The organism is Dietzia sp. PP-33 (assembly GCF_033790845.1).
In the GTDB taxonomy this organism is placed as follows: domain Bacteria; phylum Actinomycetota; class Actinomycetes; order Mycobacteriales; family Mycobacteriaceae; genus Dietzia.
The window spans coordinates 245,682-263,262 of record NZ_JAMYEI010000001.1 but is presented as its reverse complement, the minus strand read 5'-3'; the positions used below and the strand labels follow the sequence as shown (position 1 = coordinate 263,262).

13 protein-coding genes are annotated in these 17,581 nt (G+C 69.2%); 11 read left to right on the top strand and 2 right to left on the bottom strand.

All coding sequences use genetic code 11. The features are described from left to right. The first annotated feature begins 59 nt into the window (after positions 1-59). Genes secD through NJE57_RS01260 form a run of 4 tightly spaced genes read left to right on the top strand, consistent with a single transcriptional unit; the run spans position 60 to position 5,802 of the window. Positions 60-1,781 carry a protein translocase subunit SecD gene (secD, locus tag NJE57_RS01275; protein WP_413464336.1) on the top strand — a complete coding sequence of 574 codons (1,722 nt, stop codon included), beginning with the start codon at positions 60-62 and terminating at the stop codon, positions 1,779-1,781. Then, positions 1,778-2,839, top strand: a complete 1,062-nt coding sequence (secF, locus tag NJE57_RS01270; protein WP_319026558.1) for a protein translocase subunit SecF — start codon at positions 1,778-1,780, stop codon at positions 2,837-2,839. Before secD ends, secF begins: the two co-directional genes overlap by 4 nt. Beyond that, complete coding sequence (locus NJE57_RS01265; protein ID WP_319026557.1) at positions 2,836-3,393, top strand: adenine phosphoribosyltransferase; 558 nt, start codon at positions 2,836-2,838, stop codon at positions 3,391-3,393. Before secF ends, NJE57_RS01265 begins: the two co-directional genes overlap by 4 nt. A gap of 45 nt (positions 3,394-3,438) precedes the next feature. Beyond that, positions 3,439-5,802, top strand: coding sequence for a bifunctional (p)ppGpp synthetase/guanosine-3',5'-bis(diphosphate) 3'-pyrophosphohydrolase (locus NJE57_RS01260; RefSeq protein ID WP_319026556.1), 2,364 nt, complete (start codon positions 3,439-3,441; stop codon positions 5,800-5,802). A gap of 24 nt (positions 5,803-5,826) precedes the next feature. Here NJE57_RS01260 and NJE57_RS01255 read toward each other — a convergent pair whose 3' ends face one another. Continuing rightward, on the bottom strand, positions 5,827-6,756 hold the full coding sequence (locus tag NJE57_RS01255) for a peptidylprolyl isomerase (protein WP_319026555.1): 930 nt from the start codon (positions 6,754-6,756) through the stop codon (positions 5,827-5,829). Between the two features lie 205 nt (positions 6,757-6,961). On the opposite strand from NJE57_RS01255, the gene NJE57_RS01250 reads away from it, so the two are divergent. From NJE57_RS01250 to aspS, 3 genes are all read left to right on the top strand, one after another. Continuing rightward, a complete protein-coding gene (locus tag NJE57_RS01250; RefSeq protein WP_319026554.1) occupies positions 6,962-7,627 on the top strand; it encodes an MBL fold metallo-hydrolase in 666 nt (221 codons plus the stop codon). 65 nt (positions 7,628-7,692) lie between these two features. Continuing rightward, positions 7,693-8,973 (top strand): histidine--tRNA ligase, encoded by a 1,281-nt coding sequence (hisS, locus tag NJE57_RS01245; protein ID WP_319026553.1) that lies wholly within the window; start codon positions 7,693-7,695, stop codon positions 8,971-8,973. Between the two features lie 148 nt (positions 8,974-9,121). After that, positions 9,122-10,924, top strand: coding sequence for an aspartate--tRNA ligase (gene aspS / locus NJE57_RS01240; protein ID WP_319026552.1), 1,803 nt, complete (start codon positions 9,122-9,124; stop codon positions 10,922-10,924). Positions 10,925-10,952: 28 nt separating this feature from the next. On the opposite strand, the gene NJE57_RS01235 is transcribed toward aspS, so the two are convergent. Then, positions 10,953-12,257 (bottom strand): alkaline phosphatase family protein, encoded by a 1,305-nt coding sequence (locus NJE57_RS01235; RefSeq protein ID WP_319026551.1) that lies wholly within the window; start codon positions 12,255-12,257, stop codon positions 10,953-10,955. A gap of 171 nt (positions 12,258-12,428) precedes the next feature. Here NJE57_RS01235 and NJE57_RS01230 point away from each other — a divergent pair, with 171 nt between their 5' ends. From NJE57_RS01230 to ruvX, 4 genes are all read left to right on the top strand, one after another. Then, positions 12,429-13,778 carry a replication-associated recombination protein A gene (locus NJE57_RS01230; protein WP_319026550.1) on the top strand — a complete coding sequence of 450 codons (1,350 nt, stop codon included), beginning with the start codon at positions 12,429-12,431 and terminating at the stop codon, positions 13,776-13,778. Between the two features lie 156 nt (positions 13,779-13,934). Further along, the gene (locus NJE57_RS01225) at positions 13,935-14,081 is read left to right on the top strand and encodes a hypothetical protein (RefSeq protein ID WP_319026549.1); all 147 of its coding nucleotides are present in this window, start codon (positions 13,935-13,937) and stop codon (positions 14,079-14,081) included. Positions 14,082-14,351: 270 nt separating this feature from the next. Continuing rightward, positions 14,352-17,012: an alanine--tRNA ligase gene (gene alaS / locus NJE57_RS01220; RefSeq protein WP_319026548.1), complete on the top strand. Its 2,661-nt coding sequence runs from the start codon at positions 14,352-14,354 to the stop codon at positions 17,010-17,012. Then, a complete protein-coding gene (ruvX, locus tag NJE57_RS01215; RefSeq protein ID WP_319026547.1) occupies positions 17,009-17,494 on the top strand; it encodes a Holliday junction resolvase RuvX in 486 nt (161 codons plus the stop codon). Before alaS ends, ruvX begins: the two co-directional genes overlap by 4 nt. The last annotated feature ends 87 nt before the right edge of the window (positions 17,495-17,581 follow it).

Genomic DNA, 17,581 nt, shown 5'->3' with positions numbered 1-17,581 from the left:
AGTAGTGTGATGGGGCCGTCCAGCCGGAGGCCTCAGACGAATACCGAGAGAGATCACCTGTGTCACCAGTCCGTTCTCGAGGCGCCGACGCCCGCCCCAGGCCCTGGGCGCTGCTGTCCGCCTTCCTCCTGGTGCTGTTCATCCTCTTCCTCGCCGCGTTCGCCGTGGCGGACAGGGGTCTGACGCCCAAACTCGGTATCGACCTGCAGGGCGGCACCCGGGTCACCCTGATCCCCATCGGGGAGCCCGACGAGGCGGATCTCCAACTCGCGCAGGACATCATCCGGGATCGTGTCGACGGCCTCGGCGTCGCCGGCACGAGTGTCGTCATCGAGGGCAGCAATATCGTCCTCACCGTCCCCGGCGAGGACTCGAGCCAGGCCCGTGACCTCGGCACCACCTCGCAGCTCACCATCCGCCCCGTCCTCCAGGTGCAGCCCGTCGCCGAGGGCGACGTGGAACCGGTCCCGGCGGAGAAGGGCGACAGCGAGGCCGTGGCCCGGGAGGTCGCGGAGGCCCGTGAGGTCCGCCAGGGCGACCCCGCCGAACTCATCGAGAGACTGCCGGAGTTCCGCTGCCCCGAGCGTGACGTGCTGGCCGGCTTCGACGATCAGTCCCAGGCGCTCATCGCCTGCGGAGAGGGCGCCAAGTACGTTCTCGGCCCCGTCCCACTGCTCAACGGTGAACCCGAGGACGGTGATCGCCTCGACGGTCAGCAGATCGTCAAGGACTCGGTGAGCTCGGGCTTCAGTCAGCAGGCCGGTCAGAACGAGGTCTCCTTCCGCTTCACCGCCGGCCCCGGCGAACAGGGCAGCGCGACCTGGTCGCGCCTGACCCAGGAGAACCTCCAGCGCCAGATCGCCATCCTCCTCGACGGTGAGGTGATCAGCGCTCCGGTCGTCCAGGGTGTGACACCCGTCGGGTCGGCGACCTCCATCACCGGCAGCTTCAGCATGGACGAGGCGTCCTCACTGGCCGCCAACCTGCGCTACGGCGCCCTCCCGATCTCCTTCGAGGACCCGAACGTCGACAACGTTCCGGCGTCCCTCGGTCTCGCCTCCCTCGAGGCGGGGCTGCTCGCCGGCGCGATCGGGTTCCTGCTGGTCCTGGCCTACTCTGCGCTCTACTACCGGTTACTCGGCGTCCTCGCCTTCGTCTCCCTGAGCCTGTCGTTCCTGCTCACCTACGTGACCCTGGTGTTCCTCGGCTACACCATCGACTACAGCCTGGACCTCGCCGGGATCGCGGGGCTGGTGATCGGCATCGGTATGACCGCCGACTCGTACGTCGTGTTCTTCGAGCGCATCAAGGACGAACTCCGGGACGGGCACAGGTTCAGATCCGCCGTCCCGAGGGCGTGGAAGAGCGCCAGCCGGACCATCGTCACCGGCAACATGGTGAGCCTGATCGGCGCGGTGGTCCTCTACGTCCTCGCCACGGGAGAGGTCCGCGGTTTCGCCTTCACCCTGGGCCTGACCACCGTCATGGACGTCTTCGTCGCCTTCACTGTGACCTGGCCCTTCGTGTACCTCGCCTCGACCAGGTCGACGTTCGCCAAGCCGTGGGCCAACGGGATGGGTCGGATGGAGACGCTGCAGGCCGCTGCCGCCCATCAGCGCCGGCTCGACCAGAAGGCGGAGAGGGAGAGCGGGCAGTCCGGGGACCGTGGCGTGTCCGCCACCATCAACGGCCCCGGTGGAGCCACCGCGACCCTTCCCCGATCCGCCCGCCCCGTCACCGGGTCCGATCGCCCCACCACCGATGAGGAGGAGGGCCGATGAGCACTTCCACCGTCACCAGCGTCCCCGGGGACGACACCTCGTCCGGCGGTAGGCCGGACAGCCTGTTCACCCGGCTCTACACCGGAACGGGCGCGTTCGGGATCGTGCCCAACCGTCGACGGTTCTACGTCCTGACCACGGTGATCGTCGCCATCTGCCTGGCCAGCATCCTGTTCCGTGGGTTCAGCTTCGGTATCGACTTCACAGGTGGCACCAAGCTCACCATGCCGGCGGGCGACATCGACAAGGACCGCGTGCCGGCGGTGATCGTGGACGCCATCGGCGAGGAACCGCAGACGGTCCAGATCGTCGGTTCCGGAGCGGCCCGCATCGTCGAGGTCGAGACCAGTTTCCTCACCAGCGACGAGATCCGGGCGGCGAAGAACGCGCTCTTCGAGGAGTTCCAGCCGGTCGCGGCGAGCGGGGAGCCCTCCGTCTCGGCGATCGGCGACTCCGCCCGGAGCGAGAGCTGGGGCGGCCAGGTCACGGAGAAGGCGTTGATCGCCCTGGCGGTCTTCCTGGTGATCGTCTTCGGTTACATCGCGTTCCGGTTCGAATGGCAGATGGCGGTGGCCGCGATCGTCGCACTGCTGTTCGACGTGATCACCACCGCGGGGGTGTACTCACTGGTCGGCTTCGAGGTGACCCCTGCCACCGTGATCGGTCTCCTCACGATCCTGGGCTTCTCCCTCTACGACACGGTGATCGTGTTCGACAAGGTCGAGGAGAACACCCGCGGTCTCAAACACACCACCAGGCGCACCTACGCCGAGGAGGCCAACCTGGGCGTCAACCAGACCCTCATGCGGTCCATGCACACCACGATCATCGGCATCCTGCCGTTGCTGGCACTGGTCGTGATCGCGGTGTGGATCCTGGGGGTGGGAACACTGCTGGACCTCGCGATCGTCCAGATGGTCGGCATCGTCACGGGCACCTTCTCCTCCATCTTCCTCGCCACACCCCTGCTGGTATCCCTCAAGGAGCGCGACCCCGCCATCAGGCGCCAGACCGCCAAGGTCCTTGCCCGACGCGAGAAGGCCGAGGCCACCGCATGACCGACTCAGCGATGTCAGCGGTGTCCCCGGCGATCAGTTCCGCGGTGGAGAGACTCATGCGACGAGTGGAGGACTTCCCGTCCGCCGGGGTGCAGTTCTGCGACCTCACGCCGGTCCTCGCCGACCCGAACGGCTTCGACGCCGTGGTCACCGGCCTCGTCGCAGGCCACGAGGTCGGTTCGGTCGACTACGTGGCCGGGTTGGACGCCCGTGGATTCCTGCTGGCCGGGGCGGTCGCGGTACGACTGCACACGGGCGTGCTGGCCATCCGCAAGGCGGGCAAGCTCCCACCGCCGGTGCACTCCCGCTCATACGAACTCGAGTACGGGGCGGCCACGTTGGAGTTGCCGGCCGACGGACTGGACCTCCGCGGAAAGCGGGTGCTCGTGGTCGACGACGTCCTCGCCACCGGAGGCACCCTCAGTGCTGCCGTCGGACTCCTCGACGACTGCGGCGCGGTGGTGGCGGGTCTGTCGGTGGTCCTCGAGGTCCCCGGGCTCGGGGGTCGGGATAGACTGGCCGCCACACCGCTTACCTGCCTCACGGTCGCGTGAGCCCTGCCCGTCGTTGACCGATCGGATCTGGAGGGAGGAGCCGGCATGACGAATCGGCAGGATCCCGCCGGGGACGCCGGCGCCGGCCCGCAGCCCGCCAACACCGAGCCGTCCCAGCCCAACACACAGCCTCTCCCCGTGGTCCCGGGCGCGCGTCCGTCCGCGGGGAGGCGGGTCCGCGCCAGGTGGGCTCGTCGCCTCACCTCCGGACTGACGGTGACCTCCACTCCGGCCGTCCTCGAGCCCCTCGTCCGGGTCCACCGGATCCATCACGCCAAGGCCGACGTCGGACTCCTCTCGCGCGCCTACGCTCTCGCCGAACGGCAGCACGAGGGCGTGTTCCGCAAGTCGGGGGACCCGTACATCACCCATCCGCTGGCGGTCGCGACCATCTGCGCGGAGATGGGTATGGATACCACGACCCTGGTGGCGGCGTTGTTGCACGACACCGTGGAGGACACCGACTACTCGCTCGAGACCCTCGCCGCCGATTTCGGGGACGAGGTCGCACACCTGGTGAACGGCGTCACCAAACTCGACAAGGTCGACTTCGGTGAGGCCGCGGAGGCGGAGACCATCCGCAAGATGATCATCGCGATGGCGCATGATCCACGCGTACTGGTGATCAAGGTCGCGGACCGGTTGCACAACATGCGCACCATGCGCTTCCTCCCACCGGAGAAGCAGGTCAAGAAGGCACGCGAGACGTTGGAGGTCATCGCCCCCCTCGCGCACCGGCTCGGGATGGCCACGGTGAAGTGGGAACTCGAGGATCTGGCCTTCGCGATACTGGAGCCCAAGAAGTACCAGGAGATCGTCCGGTTGGTCGCGGACCGCGCCCCCAGTCGCGACGTCTACCTGGGAACGGTGACCAACCGAGTCAAGGCGGAGCTGGAGAACGCCCACATCGAGGCCCGGGTCGAAGGTCGGCCCAAGCACTACTGGTCGATCTATCAGAAGATGATCGTCCGGGGACGCGAGTTCGACGAGATACACGACCTCGTCGGCATCCGGGTCCTGTGTGAGGACGTCCGCGACTGCTACGCGGCCATCGGCGTGGTCCATTCCACCTGGAAACCGATGCCCGGCAGGTTCAAGGACTACATCGCCCAACCCCGGTTCGGCGTGTACCGCTCACTCCACACGACCGTGATCGGGCCCGACGGCAAACCCCTGGAGATCCAGATCCGGACCCACGAGATGCACCGCAACGCCGAGTACGGCATCGCGGCACACTGGCGGTACAAGGAGACCAGGGGCAAGCACCACGGCGATCCGACCGAGGTCGACGAGATGGCCTGGATGCGCCAGCTCCTGAGTTGGCAGCGCGAGGCCGCCGACCCGGGCGAGTTCCTCGACTCGCTGCGTTTCGAGATGACGAGCAAGGAGATCTTCGTCTTCACCCCGAAGGGAGACGTGATCAACCTGCCGGTGGGCGCGACACCGGTGGACTTCGCCTACGCGGTGCACACCGAGGTCGGGCACCGCTGCATCGGGGCGCGCGTCAACGGCAAGCTCGTCGCCCTCGAGAGGCCGCTGGAGAACGGCGAGGTCATCGAGGTGTTCACCTCGAAGGACCCCAACGCCGGGCCCAGCCTGGACTGGCAGAAGTTCGTCGTGTCCGGCCGGGCCAGGAGCTCGATCCGCCAGTGGTTCGCCAAGGAGCGCCGCGAGGAGGCGTTGGAGCGGGGCAAGGATCTCATCACGCGGGAGGTGAGGCGGGGAGGCGTTCCCGTCCACCGGGTCTTCTCCAACGAGTCGATCGCCGGGATCGCGCGGGAGCTGGGGTTCGCCGACGTCACCGCCCTCTACACGGCGATCGGGGAGAACCACGTCTCGGCCAAGCACGTCGTGGGCAGGCTCGTCGCCGCCCACGGGGGCGTCGACGAGGTCACCGAGGAGCTGGCGGACCGTTCGCGGGACAAGAACATCACCTCGAACCGGCCCGCACCGGCTGGTCCGGGAGTGTTGGTGGGCGGGGTGAAGGACGTCCACGCCAAGCTCGCCCGTTGCTGTACGCCGGTGCCCGGTGACGAGGTGTTGGGATTCATCACCCGCGGCGGGACCGTCAGCGTGCACCGCACCGACTGCACCAACGCCTCGGCCCTCCACCGAGAGCCCGAACGCCTGGTCAAGGTGGAGTGGACGCCGCAGCCGGGGGCCGTCTTCCTGGTGGCGATCCAGGTGGAGGCGCTCGACCGACACCGACTGCTGTCGGACGTGACCAAGGTATTGGCGGACGAGAAGGTCAACATCCTGTCCGCCTCGGTCCAGACGGCGGGGGACGACCGCGTGGCCATCTCACGGTTCACCTTCGAGATGGCCGATCCCAAGCATCTCGGACACGTCCTGCAGACGGTCCGGGGTGTGGAGGGGGTCTTCGACGTCAACCGGATGACGTCGACCTGAGCCGGACGGCCGGCTCAGGTCGGGTCACTTCTCGGGGAGCCCGGACTGGTCGTCGACGACCGCGTTCTCGATGGTGACCGGACGCTTGGGGACCTGGTTGTCCCTGTCGGTCGGGTCGTCGCTCTTGACGCCGGTCTCGGCGATGTCGTCGAGAACCTCCAGACCGGACTCACCGACCGTGCCCATGACGGTGTACTCCGGCGGGAGAGCCGAATCCTCGTAGACGAGGAAGAACTGGCTGCCGGCGCTGTCGGGCGCCTGCGACTTGGCCATCGCCACCGTGCCGCGGGGGTAGATGGCCGCGCCGGACCCGTCCTCCGCGGGTGCGAGGGCATCGGGCGCCGGCGGCTCATCGACCACCGAGTACCCGGGCCCGGACAGACCGGTCCCCGTCGGGTCCCCGCACTGCAGGACCGACAGGCCCGGCTCCTCCTCGGACACGGTCAACCGGTGGCACTCCGTGTCGTCGAAGTACCCCTGCTCGGTGAGGTGGACGAAGCTCGCCACGTTGCAGGGGGCGCCGGAACGATCGAGGGTGACGGGGATCTCTCCCCGGTCGGTGGTGATGGTGATCTCCGCGATGCCCTGCCGTGCCTGGTCACCCGTCGGCGGCTCTGCGTCACGCCCGGTCTCGTCGATGGTGTCGACCTGCGCGTTGAACTCGCGGACCTCCTCGACCACCTCGGGGCCCTGATCGGCGAACTCCGCCGGGTCCAGCCTCTCGGGGGTCTCGGTGTCTGTCGGGTACTCGCACGTCACCCAGTTGGCCGCGTACTCCTCGGCCCGCTTGCGGTCAAAGTTGATCCACGCCACCACAGCGACGATGCCCAGCAGCACGGCCACCACGACCGAGGCGGCGACGATCTTCAGTTGCTTCTCGCGACGGGCCTGCGCCTCCATCTGCTCGCGCAGGCGCTGACGCGCCTCTGCTCGGCGTTCCTGGTTGGTGGACACTGACCCTCCTGGGTACCTGGACTAGGCTGGAACAGTCGGCTGAAGCCGCGGTGGGGACTCACGGAGCAGACCTCAGCGCTCCGGCCCAGGGGTCTTGTCTACCAGGTCGGGCCCGGACGGTAGTACACCACTCCGGTGTACCGCCTAGTCCGGCCGACGGCCTGCGACGGACGTCGCGGGCGAGAAGAGGAAGGGAGAACGGGACGTGCAGATCATCGGGTTCCCCGCAGGGATGTTCCAGACCAACTGCTACATCGTGTCCGACGACGCGGGGGACTGCGTGGTCGTCGACCCGGGCCAGGACGCCGAGGAACAGGTGCGGCGGCAGATCTCCGAGGCGGGACTGAGGCCGCGCGCGGTCCTGCTCACCCACGGCCACCTGGACCACATCTGGAACGCGCGGCAGGTGGCGGACCACTACGGCGTGCCGGCCTATATCCACCCCGATGACCGGGCGATGCTGTCCGATCCCGGAAAGGGGCTCTCACTGGACCTGTCGGCGATGCTCAAGGGCATGACGTTCACCGAGCCCGCCGAGGTCGTTGAGGTGTTCGACGGCGACAGTGTCACGTTCGGGTCGATGACCTTCGACGTGGACCACGTGCCCGGGCACAGTCCGGGATCGGTGTCCTTCCGGATCGTCGTCGACACCGAGGAGGGCCCTCGGTTGGTCGTGCTCGGGGGCGACGTGTTGTTCCAGGACGGCGTCGGCCGCACGGACCTGCCCGCGGGCGATACCGAGGTGCTCATGCAGTCGATCTCCAAGAAGTTCCTCGTCCTGGACGACGACGCGGTGGTGCTCCCCGGTCACGGCCCCTCGACCACGATCGGCCGGGAGCGTCGGTCCAACCCGTTCCTGCGCGACCTCTAGACCCGCGACCTCCAGACCCACGGCTCCCCGCCCACCCACAGACAGACCCTAAGGACCCACGACACGTGACCGGCACAGAGAAGAAGACCGCGCTCAAGGCCCCCAAGGGTGTGCCCGACTACGTCCCCCCGACCTCGGCCGGGTTCGTCGCTGTCCGGGATGCGATCACCTCCGCTGCCCGGCGCGCCGGCTACGGGCACATCGAGCTGCCGATCTTCGAGGACACCGCGCTGTTCGCCCGGGGGGTGGGGGAGTCCACCGACGTCGTCTCCAAGGAGATGTACTCGTTCGAGGACAGAGGGGGCCGGGGCGTCACCCTGCGACCCGAGGGCACCGCCGGTGTCATGCGCGCCGTGATCGAGCACGGGTTGGACCGCGGGCCGCTCCCGGTCAAGCTCTGCTACGCGGGCCCGTTCTTCCGCTATGAGCGTCCGCAGGCGGGCAGATACCGCCAGCTCCAGCAGGTCGGCATCGAGGCGATCGGGATCGACGACCCGGCCCTGGACGCCGAGGTGATCGCCGTGGCCGACGAGGCCTTCCGTTCACTCGGACTGACCGGTTTCCGCCTTGAGCTGACCTCCCTCGGGGACGACTCCTGCAGGCCCGCCTACCGCGAGCGACTGCAGGAATTCCTGGCGGGACTCGATCTGGACGAGGCGACGCGGGAGCGGGCCCGGATCAATCCGCTCCGCGTCCTGGACGACAAACGACCCGAGGTCCGCGCACAGCTCGCGGCGGCTCCGTTGATGGTCGACAACCTCTCCGAGGAGAGCGCGGAGCACTTCGACTCGGTCAGGTCACACCTCGATGCGCTGGGCGTCGCGTACGAGGTCAACCCGCGGATGGTGCGCGGACTGGACTACTACACCAAGACCACGTTCGAGTTCGTGCACGACGGTCTCGGCGCCCAGTCCGGAATTGGCGGCGGCGGCCGCTACGACGGGCTGATGGAGCAACTCGGTGGGCAGGCGCTGTCCGGGATCGGCTTCGGCATCGGAGTCGACCGCACGATGCTCGCTCTGCGGGCCGAGGGGATCGACCCCGCCGCGGGAGGTCGCGTGGACGTGTATGGCGTCGCGTTGGGGTCCGAGGCCAAGTCCGCCCTCGTCCCCGTCCTGGCGGCGCTGCGTCGCGCGGGCCTCCGGGCCGACATGGCGTACGGGGACCGCGGCATGAAGGGCGCCTTCAAGGCGGCCGACAGATCCGGGGCCGCGGTCACGATCGTCGTCGGCGAGGACGAGCTCGCGTCCGGTACCGCCGTCGTCAAGACGATGGCTACCGGTGAGCAGCACCCGGTCCCGCTCGAGTCGCTCGTCGCCCACGTCGCGGGGCTCATCAGTACCTGACGGCCTCCGTCCGAAGCCGGGACGGGGATCGCCGACCGGTGGACGTAGACTGGGCTTCGTCCGAACCCGGGGCCGACTGCTCGATCAGCAGTGGGTCCGTCCGCCGTTCGCCGACCACTTCACTTTTCCCGACGAGAGGACCACCGCAGTGCTGCGCACCCATTCCGCCGGCCAGCTCCGAGCCGCCGACGCAGGGGAGACCGTCACCCTGGCCGGTTGGGTCGCGCGCCGCCGGGATCACGGCGGGGTCATCTTCGTCGATCTCCGCGACGCCACCGGCGTGTGCCAGGTGGTGTTCCGGTCCGAGGACGTCGCCGAGCACGCGCACCGTCTCCGGAACGAGTACTGCGTGGCCGTGACCGGCGTGGTCGACCGTCGCCCCGAGGGGTCGGAGAACCCTAATCTCGCCTCGGGCGAGGTCGAGATCGACGTGGTCTCGTTCGAGGTCCTCGGTGAGGCCGCGGCGCTGCCGTTCCAGCTGGATGACGAGGTGGGCGAGGAGGCACGCCTGCGGCACCGCTACCTCGACCTGCGCCGCGAGGGCCCCGGTTCGGCTCTGCGGCTGAGGTCGAAGGTCAACACCGCCGCCCGCGGCGTCATGGCCCGCCACGACTTCGTCGAGATCGAGACCCCGACGCTCACCCGCTCCACGCCCGAGGGGGCTCGCGACTTCCTGGTCCCCGCTCGCCTGCAGCCGGGCACGTTCTACGCCCTCCCGCAGTCGCCCCAGCTGTTCAAGCAGCTGCTCATGGTGGCGGGGATGGAGAGGTACTACCAGATCGCCCGCTGCTACCGCGACGAGGACTTCCGCGCGGACCGGCAGCCGGAGTTCACGCAGCTGGACGTGGAGATGAGCTTCGTCGACCAGGACGACGTGATCGCGATCGCCGAGGAGATCCTGACCGAGGTGTGGGCCACCGCCGGCTATCAGATCTCGACCCCGATCCCTCGGATGACCTACGACGAGGCGATGCGTCGCTTCGGCTCAGACAAGCCGGATCTGCGCTTCGACATCGAGCTGGTCGAGTGCACTGATTTCTTCTCCGACACCCCGTTCCGGGTGTTCAAGGCCCCCTACGTCGGCGCCGTGGTCATGAAGGGTGGAGCCTCGCAGCCGCGCCGGCAGCTCGACGCCTGGCAGGAGTGGGCCAAGCAGCGCGGCGCCAAGGGACTGGCCTACATCCTCGTGGGCGAGGACGGCGAGCTCGGCGGTCCCGTGGCCAAGAACCTCTCGGAGTCCGAGCGGGCGGGGATCGCCGCGCAGGTCGGCGCCGAGCCCGGGGACTGCATCTTCTTCGGTGCCGGGGCCGTCAAGTCGACCCGGGCGCTCCTCGGCGCCGCCCGCGGCGAGATCGCGGACAAGCTCGGCCTGATCGACCCGGAGAAGTGGGCGTTCACCTGGGTCGTCGATGCGCCGATGTTCGAGCCGGCCGACGACGCCACCGCCGCCGGTGACGTCGCCGTGGGGTCGGGTGCGTGGACCGCCGTGCACCACGCCTTCACCTCGCCCAAGCCCGAGCACCTGGACACGTTCGACACCGACCCGGGATCGGCCCTGGCCTACGCCTACGACATCGTGTGCAACGGCAACGAGATCGGTGGCGGGTCCATCCGTATCCACCGCAAGGACGTCCAGGAGCGGGTCTTCGGCGTCATGGGCATCTCCCAGGAGGAGGCGCAGGAGAAGTTCGGCTTCCTGCTCGACGCCTTCTCCTACGGCGCCCCGCCGCATGGCGGCATCGCCTTCGGCTGGGATCGCATCTGCGCCCTGCTCGCGGGCACCGAGTCCATCCGTGACGTCATCGCCTTCCCCAAGTCCGGCGGCGGTGTCGATCCGCTCACCGATGCGCCCGCGGCGATCACCCCCCAGCAGCGCAGGGAGTCGGGGATCGACGCCACGCCGGCGCAGCGTGGTCAGGGCACGGAGGCGGAGCCGGTGGCGGCCGAGTAGTCACCGGACACCGCTGACGTTCCGCACCTCAGAGGCGGAACGCCTCGAGGGCGGGGCGGCCGTCCATCGAGCCGTGGTCCAGACCGAAGAGCCGGGCCACGGTGGGTGCGACGTCCAGGGTGCGGACCGGGCGGTCGACGATGCCCGACCGGCGCACGATCCGGTGCCCGCCGCCGATCAGGAACGGGATGCCCAGGGTCACCTCGTGACCGTGGTTACCGGGGATCGGGTTGGAGAACGGGGTGGGGTCGGAGAAGCGCCAGCCGGGGTGGCACGTGGCCACCAGGTCGCCCCCACGATCGCCCAGGGACAACTCGGCCGGATCATACAACCGGTGGACCCCCGGGAGCGCCCCGACCACCTCGCGCAACCGCGCCAGGGAGGCGTCGCGCTCGTGCGGGGGGCCGAGGTGGGCGAACGTGTCGGCGCCACCGTTCTGGGCGATCCCGAACCGGCCGCGTAGTGCCGGGTCGGCCTCGATCGGGCCGGCCGCGCTGATCAGGTTCAACGGCTCCGACCAGTCCATGCCGTGATCGGCCAGGACGATCACGACCGAACGCTCCCAGCGGCCGGTCGACCGGAGGAACTGCTCGAAGTCCCACAGTTTGTGGTCGGAATTGGCCACGGCCTGGTTGCGGGCCAGGCGAAGCGACGTCCCCGACAGGTCCATGTGGCCGAAGCGGTCCATGTCGCCGAGGTTGACGAACGTCATCCGCGGGGAGTGATCGGTGATGGTCTGCTTGAGCGCCTCGACGGTGAACCAGTCGAGGGAGTGGTCGGTGATCGGCACGAGGGGGAACGGCGCCCACTGCACACTCGCGCGGCCTCCGAACAGGCCGTGGAGGTAGTCCTTGCTCAGCACGCTCGCGGTGGTCAGGCCGGCCTCGGTGCGGATGCGGTCCAGCACGGTCGGGCCGCGGAGGTCGCCCGGCCGGTCAAGGGTCCTGTCGGTGCCGGCGGCGTGGTCCCAGACGGAGTTGGCGGGTACGCCGTTGCGTTCGGGCAGGACCCCGGTGACCATCGCGGCGTGGTTGGGCAGCGTCTCGGCGATCATCACCGAGGAGGCGTGTGTGAAGCGGGTGCCCTCGGTGGCCCAGCGGTGCAGCGTCGGGGCCTGGACGGGGTTCAGTTCGTCGGGCCTCATCCCGTCGGTGACCAGCACGTAGACATCCAGATCGTCGGCCACAGGCCGGGTGGGGGTGGCCCACACCGGAGCCGGATCGGCGAGCAGGGTGACCCCTACCGCGCCGGCCGCGGCGACCATACCTGCTCCGGCCAACGCCTCCCGGCGGGTCAGGGTGGGGCGGAGACAGGGGTCGTCGTGGCGGCTCATCGGAGGCTCCTCGGAAATAGGGCGCGACTGATCACAGGTCTACCGCGTCGGCACGGGGTAGACGTGGATTCCAGACAACCCGACGACGACGACGTGCGCGGTCACGACAGGCGGCTCGTCGCCCACTGTTCACCCGGGGCCGTGTCGGGGGGAGGCCGGTAACCTGGGGGCGTGACCGATGACGCTGGACTGTTCGCGGCCGGGGACGCGGGAGCGGGCGCGGCGTCCGCGTCCGCGCCGGGCCCCGTCGACCCGTCGGCGCCACTCGCGGTACGGATGCGACCGCGGGTCCTGGACGAGGTGATCGGGCAGGAACACCTCCTGCGCCCCAATTCCCCGTTGCGACGTCTGGTCGAGGGCCGGGGCGGTTCGTCGGTGATCCTCTACGGGCCGCCGGGTACGGGCAAGACGACGCTGGCCAACCTCGTCGCCAGTACGTCGGGTCGGCACTTCGTGGCCCTGTCGGCGCTGAGTGCGGGGGTCAAGGACGTGCGGGCGGTGATCGACGACGCGCGGACCCGGCAGATCCACGGTCAGCGCACCGTCCTGTTCATCGACGAGGTCCACCGCTTCTCCAAGAGCCAGCAGGACGCGCTGCTCTCCGCGGTGGAGAACGGCATCGTGCTCCTGGTGGCCGCCACCACGGAGAACCCCCATTTCTCGGTGATCGCGCCGTTGCTCAGCCGATCGCTCATCGCCGAGCTGCAGGGCCTGGACGAGCGGGGCGTGGCCGCGGTGGTCCGGCGCGCGGTGGCGGACGAGAGGGGACTGGCGGGCAGTGTCGAGGTCACCGATGAGGCGGTGGACGACATCGTGCGGCTCTCCGGTGGTGACGCGCGCCGGAGCCTGACCGTCCTGGAAGCCGCCGCGGATGCGGCAGAGGACGGGGTGGTGACGCCGGAGATCGTGGAGCTGAGTCTGGACGCCGCCCCGGTGCGGTACGACCGCGACGGTGACCAGCACTACGACGTCACGAGTGCGTTCATCAAGTCCATCCGGGGTTCGGACGTCGACGCGGCCCTGCACTACCTCGCGCGGATGTTGGTCGCGGGGGAGGACCCGCGCTTCATCGCACGGCGTCTGATGATCCACGCGAGCGAGGATATCGGGATGGCGGATCCCACAGCCCTGCTCTCGGCGAACGCGGCCGCCGACATCGTGCAGAAGGTCGGACTACCGGAGGGGAGACTGGCGCTGGCCCAGGCCACCATCCACCTGGCGACCGCCCCCAAATCCGGCGCCGTGATCTCAGCGATCGACGCCGCGATGTCCGACGTCCGCGCCGGCGGGGTGGGCGAGGTGCCCAGGCACCTGCGTGACGGCCACTACGCCGGGGCCAAGGGGCTGGGGAACGGTGTGGGATACCGGTTGCCCCATGACGTCGCCGCGGGGGTCGTTCGGCAGCAGTACCCACCAGACGAGTTGGTCGGGCGGGAGTACTACTCGGCGAGCGGGCACGGTCACGAACGCGAGCTGGGATCGCGGGTGGCCAGACTGCGGTCCATCGTCCGCGGCGGATGACCGGGCCGACGACCCCCGGAACAGGCCCGTCCCCGCCGGTGCCGGAGGGTTTTCATGCGGACATGGGACACCCGGTCAGGGTTCGGTCGTGAAAGGATTGTGACGCCTGTTCACTCGAACAGCGATCGATACCCACCACTCTCCCCCGGAGGACTCATGGCCTATCTACTCTCGACCCTCGTCAGCGTCGCCACCTCGATCGGTGTCTGGGGCACCGGTGCACACAGCATGGGACTGCTGCCCCCGGAGGCGTTCATCACGGCCGCCAATTTCGGCATCGTCCTGCCTCCGATGCCGCGCTGACACGTCGCCCTTCTCCACCGCCGTTCAGGCACGGGCCCCACAGTCTGCCGGGTCCGTGCCTGACGTCGTCTGTCAGCACCGGCGGGCCGGCACCACCGCACCCGCACCCCCGGGACGGCGAGCGCGAGGTACGAGTGCCGGCCGGGACGCGCCGGCGGAGAGCCGACCTCGAATCCGAGGTGGCAGCCATTCCTCGACGCCGGACGCGCGCCGGTAGGCTGATGAGCCGACTGATCCACCACCTCGTCAAGACCACCAGTGAGGCCCCCTGTGCAGACCCATGAGATCCGGCGCCGCTTCCTCGACCACTTCGTCAAGGCCGGCCACGCCGAGGTCCCCAGCGCATCGCTGGTCCTGGACGACCCCAATCTCCTGTTCGTCAATGCCGGCATGGTGCCGTTCAAGCCCTATTTCCTCGGCCAGGAGTCTCCGGAGCACGCCACCGCGACCTCCATCCAGAAGTGTGTGCGCACCCTCGACATCGAGGAGGTGGGAATCACCACCCGCCACAACACCTTCTTCCAGATGGCCGGGAACTTCTCGTTCGGCGACTACTTCAAGGACGGGGCGATCCGCCACGCGTGGTCACTGCTCACCTCATCCGTGGAGGACGGCGGGTTCGGTATCGACCCGGAGCTGCTGTGGGTGACCGTGTATCTCGACGACGACGAGGCCTACGGCATCTGGCGTGACGTGGTCGGCATCCCCGAGGGTCGCATCCAGCGCCGGGGCATGGCGGACAACTACTGGTCCATGGGCGTGCCCGGGCCCTGTGGCCCGTGCTCGGAGATCTTCTACGACCGTGGCCCGGCGTACGGGGTCGAGGGCGGGCCGGAGGCCGACGAGGATCGCTACATCGAGATCTGGAACCTCGTCTTCATGCAGAACGAGCGGGGTGAGGGCACGGGCAAGGACGCCTTCGAGATCCTGGGACCGCTTCCCAAGCAGAACATCGACACCGGGATGGGCGTCGAGCGGGTCGCGTTTCTCCTCCAGGGGGTCGAGAACGTCTACGAGACCGACCTGCTCCGACCCGTGATCGACACGGCACAACGTCTCTCCGGTACGGAATACGGGCGCGATCACGCGTCTGACGTGCGGTTCCGGGTGATCGCCGACCATGCGCGGACGGCGTACATGCTCATCTCCGACGGCGTGACCCCCGGCAACGAGGGACGTGGGTACATCCTGCGGCGCCTGCTTCGCCGGATCGTGCGATCCGTCCGTCTGCTCGGTGCGAGCGGAGAGGCGATGGCTGCGCTCATGGCGACGGTCAGGGACGCCATCGGCCCCTCGTTCCCCGAGACGGTGGCGGGCTACGAGCGCATCGAGCGGATCGCGGTGGCCGAGGAGGCCGCATTCCTCAAGACCCTCGAGTCGGGGACCCAGCTGTTCGAACGCGCCGCGGAGACGTCCAGGAGCGCCGGCGGCGGGACCCTCTCCGGCGATCAGGCGTTCGCGCTCCACGACACCCACGGTTTCCCGATCGACCTGACGCTCGAGATGGCGGCCGAGGCCGGTCTGAAGGTCGACGAGGAGGGGTTCCGCTCGCTCATGGCCGAGCAACGGGCCAGGGCCAAGGCGGACTCCCGCTCCAAGAAGCACGCCCACGCCGACCTGTCTGTGTACCGCGGTTTCCTCGACGCCGGCGAGACCGTGTTCACGGGTTTCACCGAGCTCACCGACGAGTCGACCCTGCTCGGCATCGTCGCCGGTGGGGAGTCCGTACACCTCGCCAGGGAGGGCGACCGGGTCGAGTTCGTCCTCGACCGGACGCCGTTCTACGCCGAGGCCGGAGGACAGCTGGGTGATCGCGGGATGATCTCCACCGCCGGGTTCCAGATGCAGGTCGACGACGTACAGAAGATCGGCAAGAAGCTCTGGGTGCACAAGGGTGTGCTCACGGGCGGCGAGGTCGAGGCCGGGCAGCTCGTCACGGCGTCGGTCGACCCCGAGTGGCGCAAGGGCGCCACCCAGGGACACTCGGCCACTCACCTCGTCCACGCGGCCCTGCGCGAGGTCCTCGGCCCGGAGGCCGTGCAGGCCGGCTCCCTCAACAAGCCCGGCTACATGCGGTTCGACTTCAACTGGACGGGCTCGATCCCGTCCGACGTGTTGGCCCGGGTCGAGGAGATCACGAACGCGGCCGTCGATGCCGACTACGGCGTGAACACCATCGAGACCAGTCTCGACGAGGCGCGGCGCATGGGGGCGATGGCCCTGTTCGGCGAGAACTACGGGTCCCTGGTCCGCGTGGTGGAGATCGGCGGCCCGTTCTCCATGGAACTGTGCGGCGGCACGCACGTGTCGAGCTCCGCTCAGATCGGCCCGGTGAGCCTGCTCGGTGAGGCCTCGGTCGGCTCGGGGATCCGCCGGGTGGAGGCGTATGTCGGGATGGACGCCTACCGACACCAGGCCCGCGAGCGCGCGCTCGTGTCCGGGCTGGCCGCCTCGCTCAAGGCCCCGACCGACGAGCTCCCCGACCGGGTGGCCGCCCTGACCGCCAAGCTGCGGGAGGCGGAGAAGAACCTCGAGGCACTGCGCGCCGCGCAGCTGGCCTCGCAGGCCGGGAACCTGCTCTCCTCAGCAGAGGACCTCGGCGGGATCCGTTTCCTCTCCCACTCCACGCCGGACGGCGCCGCGGGCGACCTGCGGACTCTCGCCTCCGACCTCAAGGGCCGACTCGGCGGGGACCCCGGCGTCGTGTTCCTGACGGCCCCGGGGCGGGACAAGGTCCCGTTCGTGATCGCCGTGAGCCCCGCCGCCCAGGAACGCGGGCTCAGGGCCGGTGACCTGGTCAAGGCGATCTCAACCGCCCTGGGCGCCCGCGGCGGCGGAAAGGCCGACATGGCGCAGGGCGCGGGCACCGACCCGTCGGGGGTCGAGTCGGCGGTCTCCGCGTTGCGTGAGACCGTGCGGGACGCCGGGTGACCGGTGAGGGCGGCGATCCCGCCGACCCCGGGATCGGGTGGATCCGCGGGCGGCGACTGGGCTTGGACGTGGGGACCGCGCGGATCGGCGTGGCCACCTGCGATCCCGACGGCATTCTCGCTACACCTGTAGAAACCATCCGCGTCACCAGTGGTGACCCCGACTGGACCGCCGAGATCAGGCGTCTCGGCGAGCTCGTGGAGGAGTACGACGCCATCGGCGTGATCGTGGGTCTGCCCACCTCGCTGAAGGGTCGGGACACCGCGTCCACGGCGATGGCGAGGTCTTTCGTCGACGCCTTCCTGACCGCCTCCCCGGAGTCCAGGGTCGAGTTCGTGGACGAGCGACTGACCACCGTCACCGCCGGGGCGGCGCTCCACGGCGCGGGCCGCAACACCCGGCAGCAACGTGGCGTGATCGACCAGGCCGCCGCGGTGGTGCTCCTACAGGCATGGATCGACTCGCGGCGCGCCCGACGATGACGGGCGCGCCGACCGGCGCGGCTGGATAAACTGCCAGGAAGCGCGATGCTGTCCGCCGGGCAGCTCCCCGAACCCCTGGCGAAGGAG